Source organism: Imperialibacter sp. (assembly GCF_048007035.1).
GTDB lineage: Bacteria > Bacteroidota > Bacteroidia > Cytophagales > Cyclobacteriaceae > Imperialibacter.
The window spans coordinates 3,988,336-4,005,245 of the sequence record NZ_CP180355.1 but is presented as its reverse complement, the minus strand read 5'-3'; the positions used below and the strand labels follow the sequence as shown (position 1 = coordinate 4,005,245).

The 16,910-nt window shown below is 47.8% G+C and carries 15 protein-coding genes; all 15 read left to right on the top strand.

The features are described 5' to 3' along the window. Window positions 1–69: 69 nt before the first annotated feature. The 15 genes from ACMVP2_RS17270 to ACMVP2_RS17200 all read left to right on the top strand — a co-directional run bounded on the left by ACMVP2_RS17270 (window position 70) and on the right by ACMVP2_RS17200 (window position 16,637). Window positions 70–399, top strand: coding sequence for a metalloregulator ArsR/SmtB family transcription factor (locus ACMVP2_RS17270; protein ID WP_350094023.1), 330 nt, complete (start codon window positions 70–72; stop codon window positions 397–399). After that, the gene (locus ACMVP2_RS17265) at window positions 392–883 is read left to right on the top strand and encodes an SRPBCC family protein (protein WP_416864371.1); all 492 of its coding nucleotides are present in this window, start codon (window positions 392–394) and stop codon (window positions 881–883) included. The genes ACMVP2_RS17270 and ACMVP2_RS17265 overlap by 8 nt, the downstream gene beginning before the upstream one ends. Window positions 884–1,002: 119 nt before the next feature. Then, window positions 1,003–1,416, top strand: coding sequence for a VOC family protein (locus ACMVP2_RS17260; protein ID WP_416864370.1), 414 nt, complete (start codon window positions 1,003–1,005; stop codon window positions 1,414–1,416). A gap of 25 nt (window positions 1,417–1,441) precedes the next feature. Beyond that, window positions 1,442–1,816 carry a hypothetical protein gene (locus tag ACMVP2_RS17255; RefSeq protein WP_416864369.1) on the top strand — a complete coding sequence of 125 codons (375 nt, stop codon included), beginning with the start codon at window positions 1,442–1,444 and terminating at the stop codon, window positions 1,814–1,816. A 34-nt stretch (window positions 1,817–1,850) separates the two neighbouring features. Further along, window positions 1,851–2,297 (top strand): YdeI/OmpD-associated family protein, encoded by a 447-nt coding sequence (locus ACMVP2_RS17250; protein ID WP_416864368.1) that lies wholly within the window; start codon window positions 1,851–1,853, stop codon window positions 2,295–2,297. A gap of 196 nt (window positions 2,298–2,493) precedes the next feature. Beyond that, entirely contained in the window at window positions 2,494–2,997 is a 504-nt protein-coding gene (locus ACMVP2_RS17245; protein WP_339793061.1) for a hypothetical protein, read from the top strand. A gap of 11 nt (window positions 2,998–3,008) precedes the next feature. Next, window positions 3,009–3,347 carry a PadR family transcriptional regulator gene (locus ACMVP2_RS17240; RefSeq protein ID WP_339793060.1) on the top strand — a complete coding sequence of 113 codons (339 nt, stop codon included), beginning with the start codon at window positions 3,009–3,011 and terminating at the stop codon, window positions 3,345–3,347. Continuing rightward, window positions 3,344–5,974: an ABC transporter permease gene (locus ACMVP2_RS17235; RefSeq protein ID WP_416864367.1), complete on the top strand. Its 2,631-nt coding sequence runs from the start codon at window positions 3,344–3,346 to the stop codon at window positions 5,972–5,974. Before ACMVP2_RS17240 ends, ACMVP2_RS17235 begins: the two co-directional genes overlap by 4 nt. A gap of 153 nt (window positions 5,975–6,127) precedes the next feature. Next, entirely contained in the window at window positions 6,128–7,588 is a 1,461-nt protein-coding gene (locus ACMVP2_RS17230; protein WP_416864366.1) for a serine hydrolase domain-containing protein, read from the top strand. A 26-nt stretch (window positions 7,589–7,614) separates the two neighbouring features. Continuing rightward, on the top strand, window positions 7,615–9,363 hold the full coding sequence (locus ACMVP2_RS17225; RefSeq protein ID WP_416864365.1) for an arylsulfatase: 1,749 nt from the start codon (window positions 7,615–7,617) through the stop codon (window positions 9,361–9,363). A gap of 173 nt (window positions 9,364–9,536) precedes the next feature. Next, the gene (locus ACMVP2_RS17220; protein ID WP_416864364.1) at window positions 9,537–11,582 is read left to right on the top strand and encodes a sialate O-acetylesterase; all 2,046 of its coding nucleotides are present in this window, start codon (window positions 9,537–9,539) and stop codon (window positions 11,580–11,582) included. Continuing rightward, window positions 11,530–12,870, top strand: a complete 1,341-nt coding sequence (locus ACMVP2_RS17215; RefSeq protein WP_416864363.1) for an IS4 family transposase — start codon at window positions 11,530–11,532, stop codon at window positions 12,868–12,870. Before ACMVP2_RS17220 ends, ACMVP2_RS17215 begins: the two co-directional genes overlap by 53 nt. Before the next feature lie 190 nt (window positions 12,871–13,060). Continuing rightward, on the top strand, window positions 13,061–14,602 hold the full coding sequence (locus tag ACMVP2_RS17210) for an acetylxylan esterase (RefSeq protein WP_416864362.1): 1,542 nt from the start codon (window positions 13,061–13,063) through the stop codon (window positions 14,600–14,602). 182 nt (window positions 14,603–14,784) lie between these two features. Further along, entirely contained in the window at window positions 14,785–15,612 is an 828-nt protein-coding gene (locus tag ACMVP2_RS17205; RefSeq protein WP_339793208.1) for a helix-turn-helix domain-containing protein, read from the top strand. A 137-nt stretch (window positions 15,613–15,749) separates the two neighbouring features. After that, on the top strand, window positions 15,750–16,637 hold the full coding sequence (locus tag ACMVP2_RS17200) for a TraB/GumN family protein (RefSeq protein WP_416864361.1): 888 nt from the start codon (window positions 15,750–15,752) through the stop codon (window positions 16,635–16,637). Window positions 16,638–16,910: the final 273 nt, after the last annotated feature.

Below are 16,910 nucleotides of genomic sequence, written 5' to 3'. Positions count from 1 at the left end.
AAATTAAAATTATTTGCGTAAGCAAACACTTACATATATATTTGTAAGCACTTACTTACGTAATATAGAATGGAAATCAGAAGAGACGTTTTTCAAGCCATAGCCGACCCCACCAGAAGGGACATATTAAACCTGCTTACACACAAGTCGCTTAACCTGAATAGCATTGCTGAAAACTTTGAGGTTAGCCGACCTGCGATATCTCAGCACATCAAGATACTGACTGAGTGTGGGCTCATTATCATTGACCAAAAGGGACGGGAGCGCTATTGCCAGGTGCAGCCGGAGAAGCTAAGGGCTGTGGCAGACTGGCTTGAACCCTTCCGTAAAATGTGGGAAAATAGATTTAACCAACTCGATAATTTGCTTAACCAATTAAAAGAAGACAAAGATGAATAAGACAGTTTTCACCAAAGATTTGACTAATAAGAAAATATTAGTCGAAAGGCATTTTGATGCACCCGTAGCACTGGTTTGGAAAACCTGGACCGACGCCACGCTGCTGGATCAATGGTGGGCCCCAAGCCCATGGAAAGCCAAAACAAAATCGATGAACTTTAAGGAAGGTGGCTACTGGCACTACTGCATGGTGGGGCCTGAAGGAGAAGTAGCCTGGGCCAGGCTTGACTATGACAAGATCAAAGTTCATATCAGCTATTCGGCCAAAGATGCATTTTGCAATGAGGCTGGGAAGATCAATAAAGACTTTCCGGGAGCGTACTGGGAGGTCAGTTTTTCTGCGACGGGAACCGGCACTAAAGTCAATGTAGTCACATCATACAACTCGGTGGAAGAGCTTGAAGCCATGGTGAACATGGGCTTCCAGGAGGGCTTCGCCATGGCGCACGACAATCTGGACGAGCTAATCAAAACCCTTGTCTAAAAACCATTTTTACGAATGCGGCAAGTCGCAGACTCCCCTTGTGTTTGTCGCATTCATACCGTAGTGTCATTGTCAAAAAAACTGATATTTGACTCTCACAAACCCAACCCAATACCGATATGACAAAGCAACTTTGGCTCAACCTGCCTGTGAAAGATGTAAAGAAGTCAAAAGCCTTTTTTACCAAACTTGGTTTTCAGTTCAGCACCGGACCTGGAGATACTGAAACCTCTGCGGCTCTTTTAGTCGGAGAGAAAAATGTGGTGGTGATGCTGTTTGAAGAGCCTGCGTTTAAGGGCTTTGCAAATGCTGACATTGCCGACACAAGCAAAGGCTGCGAGGTGCTGCTTTCCATAGATACCGAGAGCAAAGAGGAAGTAGATATTTTGACTCAAAAAGCGATTGATGCGGGCGGAAAAAGCTCTCACAAACCGTCCGCAATGAGCGGCTGGATGTATGGCAGTCTTTTTATTGATCTGGATGGCCACCGCTGGAATGTGCTCTACATGGACATGAGTAAAATGAAGAATTAACGTTCACCAACCTAAACCTACTACTATGAACTTCTTTAAAAGCGCAGGGGCTGTTCTGCTTGGACTGGTTGTCATTTTTGCATTGTCTCACGTCACCGATGTTGTTTTGGAGAAATCGGGTTTGATGTTGCTGCCATTCGACTCAAATCCGCTTTGGCTAAAGCTCTTCGTCACTTTCTACCGCACCTTTTATGTGTTTGTCGGCGGTTACGTGACGGCAAAAGTGTCCCACGCTAACCCCATGCGACACACCATTGTGCTTGCCTCCATTGGCACAGTGCTTGGCATCCTTGGAGCCATCGCTATGTGGAGTGAGCCACCTCATTGGTATCCTATCGCCCTTATTATACTTGGCTGGCCCAGTGCCTGGCTTGGCGGAAAACTTAGAGTGAAAAATTAGTCTGCGCTTATCACTTTTTCAAACCATTTCCGATATGCTAAAATTCAAAACGGCCATCCTGCAAATGGGCAACAATACCGGCATTGAGGTGCCACCGGAAACCGTTGAAGCACTTGGTGCTGGCAAAAAACCACTGGTGGTAGTCACCGTCAATGATTACACGTATCGAAGTGCCATTGCAGTGATGGGAGGAAAGTTCCTGATCAGCTTTAGCTCAGCCCACAGGGCAGCGTCAGGCCTCGGGGGTGGTGACAAAGTCGAGGTTTCACTTGAAGTGGATACTGCTCCTAGAATAATGGATGTACCGGAAGATCTTCAAAAAGCCCTTGAAATGCATCCACTTCTCAAAATCAAATTTGATGGCCTCTCTAATAGCAAAAAGAAGCTGCTGATACAACCGATTGAAGATGCGAAAACAGAGGAAACCAAAGCCAAGAGAGTAGAAAAAGCCATTTATATGCTTCAGGAGGATAGCATCTAATCTCTCCTTCAAAACATACGTAGCTTCCTGTAGCTGGCACCACAAATCTCAATACTACAATTAGGATATTGAACAAAATTTCCTACATTTACCAATACTACAAATAAGACATTGAAAATTTAGCTTGGTGCAGATAATCGGTGAGCAACCTGTTCAATGCCTGTCAGACGAAGAAAACACACGAAACGGACCCAATATGAAAAGATCACAATTTATCAAAGGACTTGGGCTGGGCACTTCTGCCTTCCTGGTTGCTCCCAATACTATTTTGGGACAGGAAGACAAGCCGGCGCAGTACCAAAAGGATATTGTTTCACAGTTTGTGGGGGCAGGCCACAGCAACCTCGACAAGGTGAAAGAGCTGTTGGCTGAGTTCCCCAACCTCATCTACAGCAGCCATGACTGGGGCAACGGCGATTTTGAGTCTGCCATTGAAGCCGGAGGGCATGTAGGGCATAAAGACATGGTCAACTTTCTGATCGACAGCGGTGCCAGGCCCACCCTGCATGCCCTGACCATGCTGGGAAAAACTGACCTGGTGAAGCCAATTTTGGAAGCCTACCCACAGGTCATTCATTCGCTCGGCCCTCACGGGTTTACTTTTTTGCACCATGCGCAGCGGGGAAAAGAGGATGCGCTGGAGCTCCTCGCCTATTTTGAGTCAAAAGGATTAACAGAAACCAAAGTCGCCATTAAATAAGAAGAATTCATATGAAGGAATATCAAATGGGGGAGTTCGAAGAGATTGTACTCCTCACCGTGGGAGTGCTTTACCCGGAGGCATACGGTGTAGCGCTCAAAGACGAAATAGAAACTCGACTGAAACGTAAAGTGAGTGTGGGCGCCCTGCAGTCGGCCCTGCGAAGGATGGAAAAGAAGGGATACCTTCACTCCAAAGAAGGCGAGCCCAACGCAGAGCGGGGTGGCAAGCCCAAGCGCTATTTCACTATTACAGCCTACGGAAAAAAAGCGCTGGACCATTCCAAAGACGTCCGTCTGGCGCTCTATAATGCCATCCCACCGGTTGCCCTGGATTTTAAGTTCACATGATTAAAAAGGCTGCCAACCGGCTCTTGAAGTGGTACCTCCACCCCGACTTTTACCCCGACATCAGCGGTGACCTGGAGGAGCTTTACCTGCGCCATGCAGCTACCTCCTCACGAACGGCATCATGGAGGTACGTGCTTCAGGTGATTGTACTCTTCCGGCCATCACTCATGCGACCATTATTCAAAAACTCAATTATAAAGGACACAGGTATGTTAAAGAATTATTTCAAAATAGGTATCAGGAGCCTGCTGAAACAGAAGGCCTTTACCTTTATCAATGTGATGGGATTGGCTGTTGGCCTTGCAGCCTTTCTGCTCATCCAGCAATATGTACAGTTTGAGAAAAGCTACGACAGGCACTATGCCGATGCTGATCGGCTGTATCGCCTCACAACCGATCAGGTGGTCGACAGTGTGCTGGGCACCAGAGATGCCATGTCGTTCGCCCCGTCAGGCAAAGCGCTGGTGGAAGAGGTTCCCGAGATTGTAGCAGCCACCACAACACAGAATTTTGGGGAGCTCATTTTCCGGAAGGGCGAAAGCCTGGTAACTGAAGAGCACGTGCTGGCAGTGGACGAACATTTCCTGAAGTTGTTCACATATCAGGTACTTGAAGGCAGCTCAGAAAGCCTGCTCACAGAGCCCAACACCCTTGTACTGTCAGCGTCAAAAGCGAAATTCTATTTTGGAGACCAAAACCCAATAGGCAAAACCATCTACCTCCAAAGCGCTTTCGACAGAGACTTTAAAGTGGTCGGTGTCGTTGAAGACCCGCCGCAGAGCACACACTACAAATTCGACATACTCATGTCCATCAGCACCATCAAAGACCGTTTGGATGATGATGCATGGAGCGGCTACAACTACTACACTTACGTGAAACTCGATCAGGGTGCCAACATAGAGAACGTTAGACCGCTGCTGCCAGCGCTGTCAAAAAAGTATATGGGAGAAGAAAGCAGCCTGGTATTCTATCTTCAACCTGTGATCGACATCCATCTCTATTCTGATTTTACATTTGAACCCGAGATGCATGGCAGCGCCAAAGCCGTCAGTTTCCTTGGCCTGATTTCAGTTTTCATACTCATCATTGCCTGGGTCAATTATGTGAACCTCTCTACTGCGAGGTCATTTGACAGAGCCAAGGAAGTGGGTATCAGAAAGGTAGTGGGTGCCCGCAGAAATCAACTCACATTCCAGTTTATTACCGAGGCATTCATGATCAACTTGCTCGGCTCACTGCTGGCCCTCGGGCTGGCAGAACTTGCCCTGCCATTGTTCAACAACCTGATCAGTAAAGAAATTCTGGATCATACCTGGAATGATCCAGGGTTTCTACTGAAAGTGTTCATCTTTTCGATCATCGGCACATTCGTATCTGGCGTGTACCCAGCTCTTGTACTTTCTGGCTTCCGGCCTGTAATGGTGCTGAAGGGCAAATTCAGAAACTCAAAGCAAGGTATTTGGTTGAGAAAAGGCCTGGTAGTGCTTCAGTTCGCTTCCTCGCTTTCGCTGATTGCCTGCACCTTCATTGTTTACCAGCAGGTCAACTACATGCGCTCCAAAGACATCGGCATGTCGATCGACCAGGTGGTTGGATTCAGAAACCCACGGGTAAACGACGCCGACTACGAGGCCCACAAACAAAAGCGGATGCTGTTTGCCGAAGAACTAAAGACCTATCCTGCGATTCAGGGAGTTGCCATGATTTCCAACCTCCCGGGTGGGGGCAGCTCCGACGTGAATTCAAGCAGCGGTGGGATAAAAATCGTCGGTAAAACAGACCGGCTGGACGCAACTACCTATGTGTTGTCTTTGAATGATGAGGTAATCAGCGTTCTGGGTATGGAAATTCTCCATGGTCGTAACTTTGATAGAAACAGAGGAGTGGATACTGCCACTGTACTGGTCAATGAGGCATTTATCAAGCGGTTTGGTCTTGTGCCCGATGTGTCACTGATCAATGAAAAGGTGCAGTTTGGAAAAAACCCGGAAAATAGAAAGCATGACATCGTAGGTATTGTAAAAGACGTGAACAGAAGCTCGCTCAAAAATGAAGTGGAGCCGACGGTTTATTTTTACAATGACACACCCTCTCAGGTGATGGTAAAACTGGCAGCCGGGAAGTACAGGGAAGGGCTGGAAATCCTTGAAACCACCTGGCAGAAGTTCTTCCCAAATGACCCTTTGAGGTATACATTTCTCGATGAGCGATTTGAAGGACTTTATCAGGAAGACAAGCGATTTGGTGCGGTTTTCGGTGCTTTCGCTGTACTCGCCCTGGTGGTAGCCACGCTCGGACTCTTTGGGCTTTCGTCCTTCATGGCCATCCAGCGTACAAAGGAGGTGGGTGTCAGAAAGGTGTTGGGAGCTTCGGTACCAAATATTATTGGCATCTTTTACAAAGATTTCCTGTCGCTGATAGCAGTTGCATTTTTGGTTGGCGCACCGCTGATCTACTTTGGGATGACTCAATGGCTTGATGGCTATGCCTACAGGATTGGCTTCCCCTGGTTGTTTCTCGCCTTGTCTCTGCTCATTGTGCTGGCAATTGCGCTATTCACCGTGGGCTACCAGGTATATAAAGTGGCTGTTTTGGATCCTTCAAAAACACTGAGATACGAGTAAAGCCTCAAAACAGCATTCAAAACATCGAAAAGCCATCCCCCCGGGGGTGGCTTTTTTTGATGCGCCTCGAATTGACCTCCTTTCGGTACATTCTGCTATCTTGCTTACTATTAAACAACTTTGCCCTTAGTACAAACCCACCTAATCTGCTTCATGAAACTTCTGACATTTCCGGCCCTTCTTTGTTTTGTCATCTTTTACTCCTGTTCCACCCCAACCCAGGTAGGCGATGGAGACGCCGCCCAGGTCATCGAAAATAGCCTGGTGGCTGGCTTGCAAATAAAAGGTGAATCAAAGAAAACCTACACGCTTGCTGAGAGAATGGCCCACTATAACGTGCCTGGCTTAAGCATTGCCGTAGTAAAAGACGGAAAGATTAGCTGGGCCAAAGGCTATGGAACCGCCAACTCACAAACAGGCAGTCTGGTTGATGTGAATACGCTCTTTCAGGCAGGATCCATCAGCAAGCCTATTGCCGCACTGGCTGCGTTAAAGCTTGCCAAGGAGGGGAAAGTTGAGCTGGATGCCGATGTAAATACGTATCTCACAAGCTGGAAAGTCCCTGATAGCGAATTTACTCAAACTGAAAAAGTAACACTTCGTCGGCTGTTAACTCACACAGCCGGCACCACTGTTCACGGTTTCCCGGGTTATCACCCCAGCATGATATTCCCCGGCATCGAAACGGTATTGAATGGCAGGGGTAACACACCCGCCATTTATGTAGACACAACTCCCGGCACCCTGTGGAGGTACTCAGGCGGAGGCTATACTATTATGGAAAAAGTAGTTGAAGATGTGACCGACTTGCCCCTCGACATTTACCTGAAGCAAAGTGTTTTGGAACCTCTGGGTATGGAGCACAGCACTTATGCGCAGCCACTGCCTGCTGATCGTGCTGCTGAAGCCAGTGCCGCCTACGACAGCAATGGCACCCTCATTGACGGGCTTTGGCACAACTACCCTGAACAGGCAGCTGCCGGCCTCTGGACCACCCCATCCGACCTGGCCAAATATTGCATCGAAATTCAATCCATTGTGGCTGGCAAAAAGGATGGCATCTTATCACAGGAAATGGTGACCCGCATGCTCACCAAAGACAAAAATGACTGGGGACTGGGGCCATCACTGAAAAACGAGGGCAATGACCTGATTTTTCAGCATGGTGGAAAAAATGCAGGCTTTACAAACAATATGGTAGCCTTTGTCCATAAGGGAGAAGCCATTATCATAATGACGAATGCCGACAACGGAGGCCGTCTGATTGGCGAAATCATGAATGCCGCCTCTGACTATTACGACTGGGGACTTTCGAACGTAAGAACCATAGAAACCATCAAACTTTCTTCGGAAAAACTACAGGAATTTGTCGGAAAGTATCAGTATTCAGAGCAGGTGCCGGGATCCGGCAGCTATTATATTGAAGTAAGGCTGACGAATGGTCAACTGACTGTGATTGACCCCGACCAAAACACGTCATTCAGTCTGACGCCGACGGAGGCTATGAAATTCATCGACCTGGAAAAAGGAGACCAGATTGTCTTTTCAGCCACTGAGAATGGCCCGGTGGTGTTGCTTTGGAACAACAACTACAGGTTTTATAAAGTAGAGTGATGATGTCAAAGTATAACAACCAGACAATGAAAGCACTGTTCACCATTTTGATCACAGGCTGGATGATTCCGTCTCTTGCCCATGCCCAGCAGGCGCAACAACCCAATGTCATCATCATCCTGACCGATGATCAGGGCTACGGCGATTTGGGAATTACAGGCAACCCACATGTCAAAACCCCTTTCCTCGATGCTTTCGCCAGGGAAAGCGCCCGACTCAATAATTTCTACGTATCTCCTGTGTGCGCTCCCACCCGCTCCAGCCTGCTGACAGGCCGCTATTCACTGCGTACCGGCATCAGAGACACTTACAATGGTGGAGCTACTATGGCAACCAGCGAGGTGACCATTGCCGAAATGCTCAAACAAGCCAACTACACCACCGGCATCTTTGGGAAATGGCACCTGGGCGACAATTACCCCAGCAGACCCAACGATCAGGGATTTGATGAATCTGTCATTCACCTCTCGGGAGGGATGGGCCAGGTTGGTGATGTTACCACCTGGTTCAAAGGCGACAGCAGCTATTTCAACCCAACACTTTGGCACAATGGGAAGCAGGAGGCATACAAAGGCTATTGCTCGGATGTTTTCGCTGAACAGGCCGTGAAGTTTATTGAAAACAATCGCCGGTCTCCATTTTTCTGCTACCTGGCCTTCAATGCACCGCACACCCCTTTGCAAGTGCCCGACAAATACTACCAGATGTACAAAGACATTGACCCGTCAACTGGTTTCAACGATGGCGGACCTTTTGTGCCTATGAGCGAAAAGGACAAGGAAGATGCCCGCAGGGTGTATGCCATGGTGACCAATATTGACGACAATGTAGGCAAGCTCCTCAAAAAGCTCGACGAACTGAAAATCGCCGACAATACCATCGTCATCTTTATGACCGACAACGGGCCTCAGCAGAACCGTTATGTAGCAGGCATGAGAGGGCGGAAAGGCGACGTTTACCGGGGAGGAGTCAGGGTGCCGTTGTATCTGCGCTATCCGGCCAAGCTGAAAAGCAACAAAGATGTCGCCACCACTGCTGCCCATATCGATATCCTGCCAACCATCGCAGAGGCTTGTGGCGTAGCCGCTCCAGCCGACCGCCAAATTGATGGCAGGAGCCTTTGGCCCTTGCTGAGGGGCGAAAAGATCGACTGGTCAGAGAGGACTCTGTTCTTTTACTGGACCCGGCGCTACCCCGAGCTATACAACAACATGGCGCTGCAAAAAGGGCCCTATAAGCTGGTCGGAAAAACCAACTACAATGCCCCGCTGGAAGCTTTTGAACTGTACAATATTGAAGCCGATCCATACGAGCAAAATAACATCATCGCAGATGGCAAGGCCATAGCGGCACCTTTAAAAACCGAGCTTGACCGCACCTACAGGGAGCTCATCACCTCCGAAAATCTGGTGAACCCACCCAGAATTGCTGTTGGCAGTGTAAAGGAAAACCCTGTGATCCTCAACCGAAACGACGCTGACGGGCAGCGTGGCATTTGGGCTCAGGAAGAAATTTATGGGCTTTGGAGGGTCGGCATTCGGGAAGGCCGATACAATATCCGTTTCAAATTCATTCAGACAGTGCCGGGTGGCGGCACCTTGTACCTCGAAACGGGGCCCATTATCCAGCAGATGGAGGTGGCCGGAAGCGCTACCGACATGATAGAAATGAAGAACGTCAGCCTGCCTCAGTTGGATTGCGACCTGACCTCGTTTTATGCAGTAAATGGCCGGAGCATCTTTCCTTTTTATGTGGAGCTGGAGAAGTTGGATTGAGTCGAGAATAGGCGCAGAGCCGTTAGCCCCTGTTTTGGGGTATCTGTACAAAATATTTTATCTTCATCATTGGGCCCGACCGAACATTTGCCTTTTATGGTTAACCCCATAGAACATTAAGTGTCAAATCTGACTCATGTAAACACCCATTGAAAAAAAGGAAACAACCAGGCATGTTGAGAAAGTATAGTTACCTGAGAAGCATCAAACGGCTGCTTCTACTTGCGCTACTGATAGCCCCGCTAACGCACGGCTTCTCGCAGGTGAGGCTGCCAAAAATCATTACAAATGGCATGGTTTTGCAGCGTGACGTAAAACTCAATATCTGGGGGTGGGCATCTCCGGGCGAAAAGGTCACCGTTGCATTCAACAACAAGCGATATAAGGCAACAACCTCCGCAGAGGGAAAATGGCAGGTAGAATTGCCTGCCATGAAGGCGGGCGGCCCGTATCGCATGACTATTTCTGGCAAGAACACCATTACCCTTGAAGATATCCTGCTTGGTGATGTTTGGTTTTGCTCGGGGCAATCGAACATGGTTCACCAGCTAAACATCCATGATGTGACTTATGCCGATGAAATTGCCAATGCCAACTACCCTGAAATACGGCAGTTTCTTATTCCAACCCGCAATAGCCTGGCAGGCCCAATGGAAGATTTGGATGACGGGTCATGGAGCCAGGCCGTGTCAGAAGAGGTGAGACCTTTTTCGGCGGTGGCCTACTTTTTTGCGAAAAAGATCTATGAGAAATACCATGTACCCATCGGCTTGATCAACGCCAGCGTGGGCGGCACCCCTATTGAGGCGTGGACAAGTGAGGAAGGCTTCAAAGAATTCCCTTCCATCCTGCAAACCATCGAAAACAACAAGGACACGGCCTATGTCAACGCAATCAATAGAAAAGCAAGGCCAAGCCAGCCTCAGAAGCAGCCGGAAGACAAGGGACTAACCGGACCAAAACCATGGTATGAAGTTGATTTTGTTCCAAAAGATTGGCGTACCATCAACATCCCTGGCTACTGGGAAGACCAGGGTGCCAAAGACCTGAACGGCATTGTTTGGTACAGGAAAGAAATTAACGTGCCACCTTCAATGGCGGGCAAAGAGGCGAAGGTATTTCTTGGGCGGATAGTGGACGCAGATGTGCTCTACATCAACGGAAAAGAAGTCGGAAACAAAACGTATCAATACCCACAACGAATGTACCCGGTTCCCGCTGGCCTGCTAAAAGCAGGGAAGAATGTTTTTGTGGTCAAGGTCACTAACTACAGCGGCAAAGGTGGGTTCGTGCCCGACAAGCCTTATTGTGTGTTTGCCGACACCGACACTGTCGACCTGAAGGGCTACTGGCAATACAAAGTGGGTGCTGTGTTTGTACCCAGGCCACCGTCACCGCCAGGCATCAACGCACAAAGCCAGCCTACCGCACTTTTCAATGCGATGGTGGCCCCTATCACCAATTATCGGATAAAAGGAATATTGTGGTATCAGGGAGAAAGCAATGCAGGCCAGCCAGCCGAATACGCTGACCTCTTACCGGCACTGATCAAAGACTGGAGAAATCAATTCAGTTATCCCGATGCGCCATTTATTTATGCGCAGCTCCCCAACTTTATGGATGTGAGCTACCTGCCTTCCGAAAGCAACTGGGCGGTTTTGAGAGAATCGCAGCTAAAGGGCCTGGCAGTACCCAAAACAGCCATGACGGTAAATATTGATTTGGGAGAATGGAATGATATTCACCCTGACAATAAAAAGGATGTGGGAGAAAGAATGGCTCTTGCTGCTCTAAAAATAGCTTATGGGGAGGCCGTCGTTTATTCAGGTCCGTTGTACCAAAACAATTCTATCGAGGGTAACATAATAACCATTTCGTTTTCACACGTTGGTAGTGGCTTAATAACAGATGACGGTGAAGAATTGAGTGAATTCGCCATTGCCGGAGACGATAAAAATTTTGTTTGGGCACAGGCAAAGATTGAAGGTGATAAAGTGATTGTTTGGAGCGATGAAGTGACGGAACCAAAATATGTGCGATATGCCTGGGCCGACAACCCTGACAACCCAAACTTGTATAACCGGGAAGGCTTACCGGCCTCTCCGTTCAGAACCATAGCCGTCAACCTAAGCGAAAAAGGGCTAGGAAAAGAAACTGAACTCGATTTTGTGCCGAAAAATCAGGAATTTCTCAAAATACCTCTCAAAATTTGTTTCTGATGAGCGTATTGAGGCCATTGCAAAAGCATCGTCATTCAAAAAGCGTAAGTCGGTCATTTCGCCAAAGGCATTTCTGGACGTGGTTTTTTTTAGCAATAATGGCAAATGCCCTTCTCTATCTGAATACAGTATAGATCTTGCACATCATCATGGCGTGAGTGTTTCTAAACAAGCTCTTGATAAGCGTTTCAATAAAAACACAAAACAGATGCTTGCAGGACTTCTCCAAGAGGTATTGACACAGCAAATGGCCCATAATTCAGAAGAAAGCATTCCCTCCAGTTGGTTTACTGATATCCGTATCATGGATAGTTCAGAATTTAAAGTATCCAAAAAGGTAGCAGATACTTTTCCTGGGTATGGAGGAGAGGGAAGGGAAGCCAGTGTTCAAATCCAATTTGAGTATCAGTTGCTAGGCTCTAAGGTAACCGAGATTTCCATTGGCTCATCACGAGATTCTGATAGCATTGAGGGGATGAAGAATATTGAGAAGGTACCTCCCAAAACATTATTGCTAAGAGATTTAGGGTATTTTTCTCCTAAGGCATTTAAAGAGCTAAGCAGCAAAGACATCTACTTTATCAGCAGGGCAAAGTCACAATGGAATTTCTATATCCTCAAGGAGGGAGAATACTCATTACTTCCAACAGCCTCTATTATCAGCTTATTAAAGGAAAAGAAAGAAAGGTATCTGGACATGGATGTATATGTTGGCGAAAAAACTCGTACTAAGGTACGGCTTGTGGCTAATTTGCTCACAAAAGAACAAAAGCAGAAACGCTTAAGGAAGAAATCAGCGAATAGAAAATTAGGGACTGACGTGTTAGAGGCCATTGGCTTGAATCTATTTGTAACCAACGTGGAAAGGGAAAAATGTACCGCCTCTCAGATTTATGATCTCTACACATTGAGATGGCAGGTAGAACTTGTCTTTAAAACCTGGAAAAGTGTGATGAGATTACATAAAATACACCCAGTGAATGCGACCCGTTTAGAATGCATCATTCTCATCAAGCTGCTGTGGGTAATGTTAAACTGGACTTTTCTTAATCACTTAAAGAATTTAACCCAAAAGGATTTGAGCTTTCATAAGCTAGTCAGTACGCTACAAGGGCGATCTAAAGTGTTAACATTACCTGTGCTGCAAAACAGTCACCGACTCATCGAATGGCTGACGGATTTGTATCGAATCAGCAACGCATTTCATGAAAAAGAGTATAAAAAAGGGCAAAAAAAAGTATCAGATATTCTTACCAAAACATACTTAAATGTAGTCTTAAACCAGTAAATTAGATCAACAAAAACGGTCGGCCATTCCGATAAATGGCTTTCAAAAAACATGGAAAATAAAACTCGGCCATGCGGAATGGCCTTGCCATATCCACCAATTATTTCTTAGGTTGACGGCTATGGTTCAGAACAGACCAATGATGCTTTGTACGCAAATATTCCGACCAGATTATTAACAACACGAGCAAATGAAAAACCTACTTATCCTATTATTTGCTGCTTCGCTTAGCCACATGGCCGTTGGCCAGGGGGCGAAAATTGACAGCAGCAAATACCCGCCTCTGGTCACTTTTACAGCCCAGGAAGACCACGCCAACATGATGCAGCAGTTGGGCATTCAACAGCTAAGACCAGGCCCTAGTGGCAATGAGTCGGCACCCAACCATGCCAACTACGACGAATCCATTGCGAACCCCTGCCCTCAGTTGCCAGAGCTGCTCGTCACCAACAGTGGCAAAAAGGTCACCTCGGCCGACATGTGGTGGAAGCAGCGCCGACCTGAAATTGTAGAAGATATTGAACGAGAAATGTACGGCCGCCTGCCGAAAAACATCCCGACGGTGACCTGGGAGGTAAAAATCACCGACAGAGAATTTGTGGGGCGCATACCGGTTATTGCCAGGCAACTAGTGGGGCATGTCGATAACAGCGCCTATCCCCTGATCAACGTCGACATCAATATGATGCTGGTGGTGCCTACCAATGTAAAAGGCCCCGTACCCGTGTTAATGATGTTCGGCCGTCCTTCATTCCCTTCGCCTGCGCAGCCATCAAATCCTGATATGGAAACCCTGAATGCTGCTTTCAAAGAAATGATGATCAAAAGCAATCCTGAGGTAAAGGAAATTTTTGATCGCTATCCAGCCTACACACCCATCACAAAATTGCCTGGCCCGAGCTTTTTTGCACCAGCTCCCACGGGCGATTCGCCTCCAACTGAACAACTGCTGGCAGCTGGCTGGGGCTATGCCACCATCGAACCTGCCAGCATCCAGGCTGACAATGGCGCCGGACTCACCCGGGGAATCATTGGCCTGGTAAACAAAGGCCAGCCACGCAAGCCTGAAGATTGGGGCTCGCTTCGTGCCTGGGCATGGGGCGCTGCCAGAGGCCTCGATTACCTGGAAACAGACACCCTGGTAGATGCAAAGAATGTGGGTATCGAAGGCGTATCACGGTACGGAAAAGCTGCCCTGGTAACGCTTGCTTTGGAGCAAAGATTTGCCGTGGGGCTCATAGGATCGTCGGGGAAGGGCGGTGCCGTGCTTCACCGGCGTGTTTTTGGTGAAGCCGTAGAAAACCTCACCGGCTCAGGAGAATACCACTGGATGGCCGGTAACTACCTGAAGTACGGCGCCTCCAAAGCCAAATTCGGAAGTAAGACAGGCTGCGACCTGCCCGTTGATTCTCACCAATTAATTGCACTGTGCGCCCCCCGATTAACATTCATCAGCTACGGAATACCAGAAAAAGGCGATGCTAAATGGCTCGATCAGCACGGAAGCTACATGGCTACAGTGGCCGCTGGCCCGGCTTTCAAGCTTTTAGGAGTCAAAGACATTGGAGTCTCCAATAACTATCAGAGCGAGCAAATGCCTCCCGTCCTTACAGGTCTGCTCGACGGCGAACTGGCATGGCGGCAGCACGATGGTGGGCACACCGATGCGCCCAACTTCCAATACTTCATTCCATGGGCAAGTAACCTTCTAAAGTACGAGAAAACACAATAACTCAGGCTGCAACCTAAGAGTAGGCCTGATTTGATATGGCATGTAACCAAAGAGCCAGCTTCAGCAACTGGCCCTTTGGTTTACCAGCCCGTCGCTTACCAATTCCTGCCACTCACCACAGTTTTGCAACAAATTCTAATAACCAAAGTATACTCATTCCATACGGTCACAAGAGCATCAGTATGATTTATGAATACCAGGAGTTCAAGCTGAACAGTGTGCTTAGTCGGTATATCGACTGTGTGTGGACAGAAAGCTATACACAGCGGCCTGAAAACAAGGGGCGAACCTACCTGGTGGTGCCTGACAATACAGTGGAGCTGATCTTTACCTCCGGTACGCTGGAAAGAAAAATAAAAGACGGCTCAGGTAAAGTAGAGGTTTTGGGTAGTCACCTCTCCGGGCTCAAAACTATTGCTCAGGATGTGAAGGTAGATGGAGCAATGGGTATATCTGTTCGCTTCAAGCCTTATGGGCTCTATCCATTTATCAAGCCTGGCCTTCAGGAAACCGTCAATCAGTCAATTCCCGTTGAAGACCTTTTTGGAAAAGACATACTGGAATTGGAGAGCAAGCTCTTTGAAACCCACTGCCTGTTGGATAGGGTCAGGCATATTGAAGCCTACTTTATGAAAAGACTGCTGACGCTCAATCGGCAGGCTGATACCACCTTCGACTACCTGATTAACCGCATTGTGGACGGCAGGGGCGCTCACCGCATACTCGACCTGGCTGAAGAAACCGGCGTTACCATAAAAACATTTGAGAGAAAATTCCTGCAAAACCTGGGTGTGTCACCCAAGCAGTGTGGGCAGCTGATTCGGTTGTTTCATACACTGAAAGCCACTAACAAAGCCAGCCAGGTCAACCTCACCACCATTGCTCACGACAATGGTTTTTATGACCAGATGCACTTTATCAAAGAAATGAAGAAGTTCACACGCCTGACACCGGGAGAGTACCTAAAAGCTCCAAGGGAATTGCAGATGCCCATTTTCACAAGAAACTGAAGCTAAACATCTTTTGTCCAGTTTTTACTATCCTGCTGTGCAGTAACCTCGCAATTTTGGCAATTAAAATCATAGCTGGCTTCCTCTATTTCACCAGGGTATACTCAAGGATATTTAAGTAGATACAACACTGACTGATGAAAAAATTTGCATCTATTCTTCTTGCAATATTCCTCGGCTTTATCGCTGGAAGGCTCGCTGCCAGCAACCGCCAGGGTGAGGTACTCCATACGCTCTTGTTTCGAGTTATTTCACCCGATGGCTCGGTTGAATCCTACCTCTTCGGTACCCACCATGCCTTTAGCAGGTCTTTCTTTGATACACTGAAAAATGCGAACGACAAACTCATGGCAGCGGATATCGTGATTACAGAATCAGACCCCGCACCCGGGCACACAGCCAACGATATTGTGAACGCCCGTACGGCTGACACTCAATGGTCAAAATACCTGACAAAAGCTGACCTGGCCTATTTACGAGAGCACCTGCAAAACAGTCCCGCCAACTTTGAAAAGTTGCGACCTGAGGAACTGCACGCAGCTCTCAACAGGGAATACACCGTTAACACCTGCAACACAAGATCCGCCGCCGATCCCAATCTCTCAATCGACGAATATATCGGCTTTCTTGCCAAGCAGTCAGGCAAGCGGGTGATCGGCCTGGAAACGGCCGAAGAGCAACTGGAATTGATCAGGAAAGACATTGAAGGCATGCCACCAAAAGTGCATAAAAAACGCCTGTCCCGGCTTATCCAATTAATAAAGAGCGGAGGTGATACCCAAAGCTGCGAAGCCACCAGCATGTACCGGGAAATGGCCTTTGACTACCGGCTAACGGAGCCCTGCCGCAACAGCCTCATGCTGACCGACCGCAACGCCCGTTGGCTGGAAAAAATCGTTGGTGATCTCCAGTCCTCAAGCTGCTTTGTCGCTGTAGGCTTGAGTCATCTACAGTTTGAATGCGGGTTGATCAGCCAGCTGAGGGAAAGAGGGTTTGTGGTGACGCCCGTGTCTACAATAGAATGACCTTGAAGACACTTTTGGGAAGGAACTCTATCAATCTGCCTTCCAGTAGCTACAACCCTCAATTGACAAAGCAACTAGTCCTTCCACTTTTTATCAGCCAAACAATTAAAAGACTTGGTAGTTGTCGCAAAGACGGGCTATATTAAAGCACTTATGTCCAAAATCTTTTTCCTAAGCGGATACAAAAATAAGTTGTCGTTTGATGTCAAAGTTCAGAATCAGTGGACTTTTGCACATTCCTTAAGCATACCCCTAAGCGCAAACATTTAACCA

What these genes read in the sequence shown, in the direction of transcription:
- ACMVP2_RS17270 (WP_350094023.1), top strand. Translation starts at nt 70, where the DNA reads ATGGAAATCAGAAGAGACGTTTTTCAAGCCATAGCCGACCCCACCAGA.
- ACMVP2_RS17265 (WP_416864371.1), top strand. Translation starts at nt 392, where the DNA reads ATGAATAAGACAGTTTTCACCAAAGATTTGACTAATAAGAAAATATTA.
- ACMVP2_RS17260 (WP_416864370.1), top strand. Translation starts at nt 1,003, where the DNA reads ATGACAAAGCAACTTTGGCTCAACCTGCCTGTGAAAGATGTAAAGAAG.
- ACMVP2_RS17255 (WP_416864369.1), top strand. Translation starts at nt 1,442, where the DNA reads ATGAACTTCTTTAAAAGCGCAGGGGCTGTTCTGCTTGGACTGGTTGTC.
- ACMVP2_RS17250 (WP_416864368.1), top strand. Translation starts at nt 1,851, where the DNA reads ATGCTAAAATTCAAAACGGCCATCCTGCAAATGGGCAACAATACCGGC.
- ACMVP2_RS17245 (WP_339793061.1), top strand. Translation starts at nt 2,494, where the DNA reads ATGAAAAGATCACAATTTATCAAAGGACTTGGGCTGGGCACTTCTGCC.
- ACMVP2_RS17240 (WP_339793060.1), top strand. Translation starts at nt 3,009, where the DNA reads ATGAAGGAATATCAAATGGGGGAGTTCGAAGAGATTGTACTCCTCACC.
- ACMVP2_RS17235 (WP_416864367.1), top strand. Translation starts at nt 3,344, where the DNA reads ATGATTAAAAAGGCTGCCAACCGGCTCTTGAAGTGGTACCTCCACCCC.
- ACMVP2_RS17230 (WP_416864366.1), top strand. Translation starts at nt 6,128, where the DNA reads ATGAAACTTCTGACATTTCCGGCCCTTCTTTGTTTTGTCATCTTTTAC.
- ACMVP2_RS17225 (WP_416864365.1), top strand. Translation starts at nt 7,615, where the DNA reads ATGAAAGCACTGTTCACCATTTTGATCACAGGCTGGATGATTCCGTCT.
- ACMVP2_RS17220 (WP_416864364.1), top strand. Translation starts at nt 9,537, where the DNA reads ATGTTGAGAAAGTATAGTTACCTGAGAAGCATCAAACGGCTGCTTCTA.
- ACMVP2_RS17210 (WP_416864362.1), top strand. Translation starts at nt 13,061, where the DNA reads ATGAAAAACCTACTTATCCTATTATTTGCTGCTTCGCTTAGCCACATG.
- ACMVP2_RS17205 (WP_339793208.1), top strand. Translation starts at nt 14,785, where the DNA reads ATGATTTATGAATACCAGGAGTTCAAGCTGAACAGTGTGCTTAGTCGG.
- ACMVP2_RS17200 (WP_416864361.1), top strand. Translation starts at nt 15,750, where the DNA reads ATGAAAAAATTTGCATCTATTCTTCTTGCAATATTCCTCGGCTTTATC.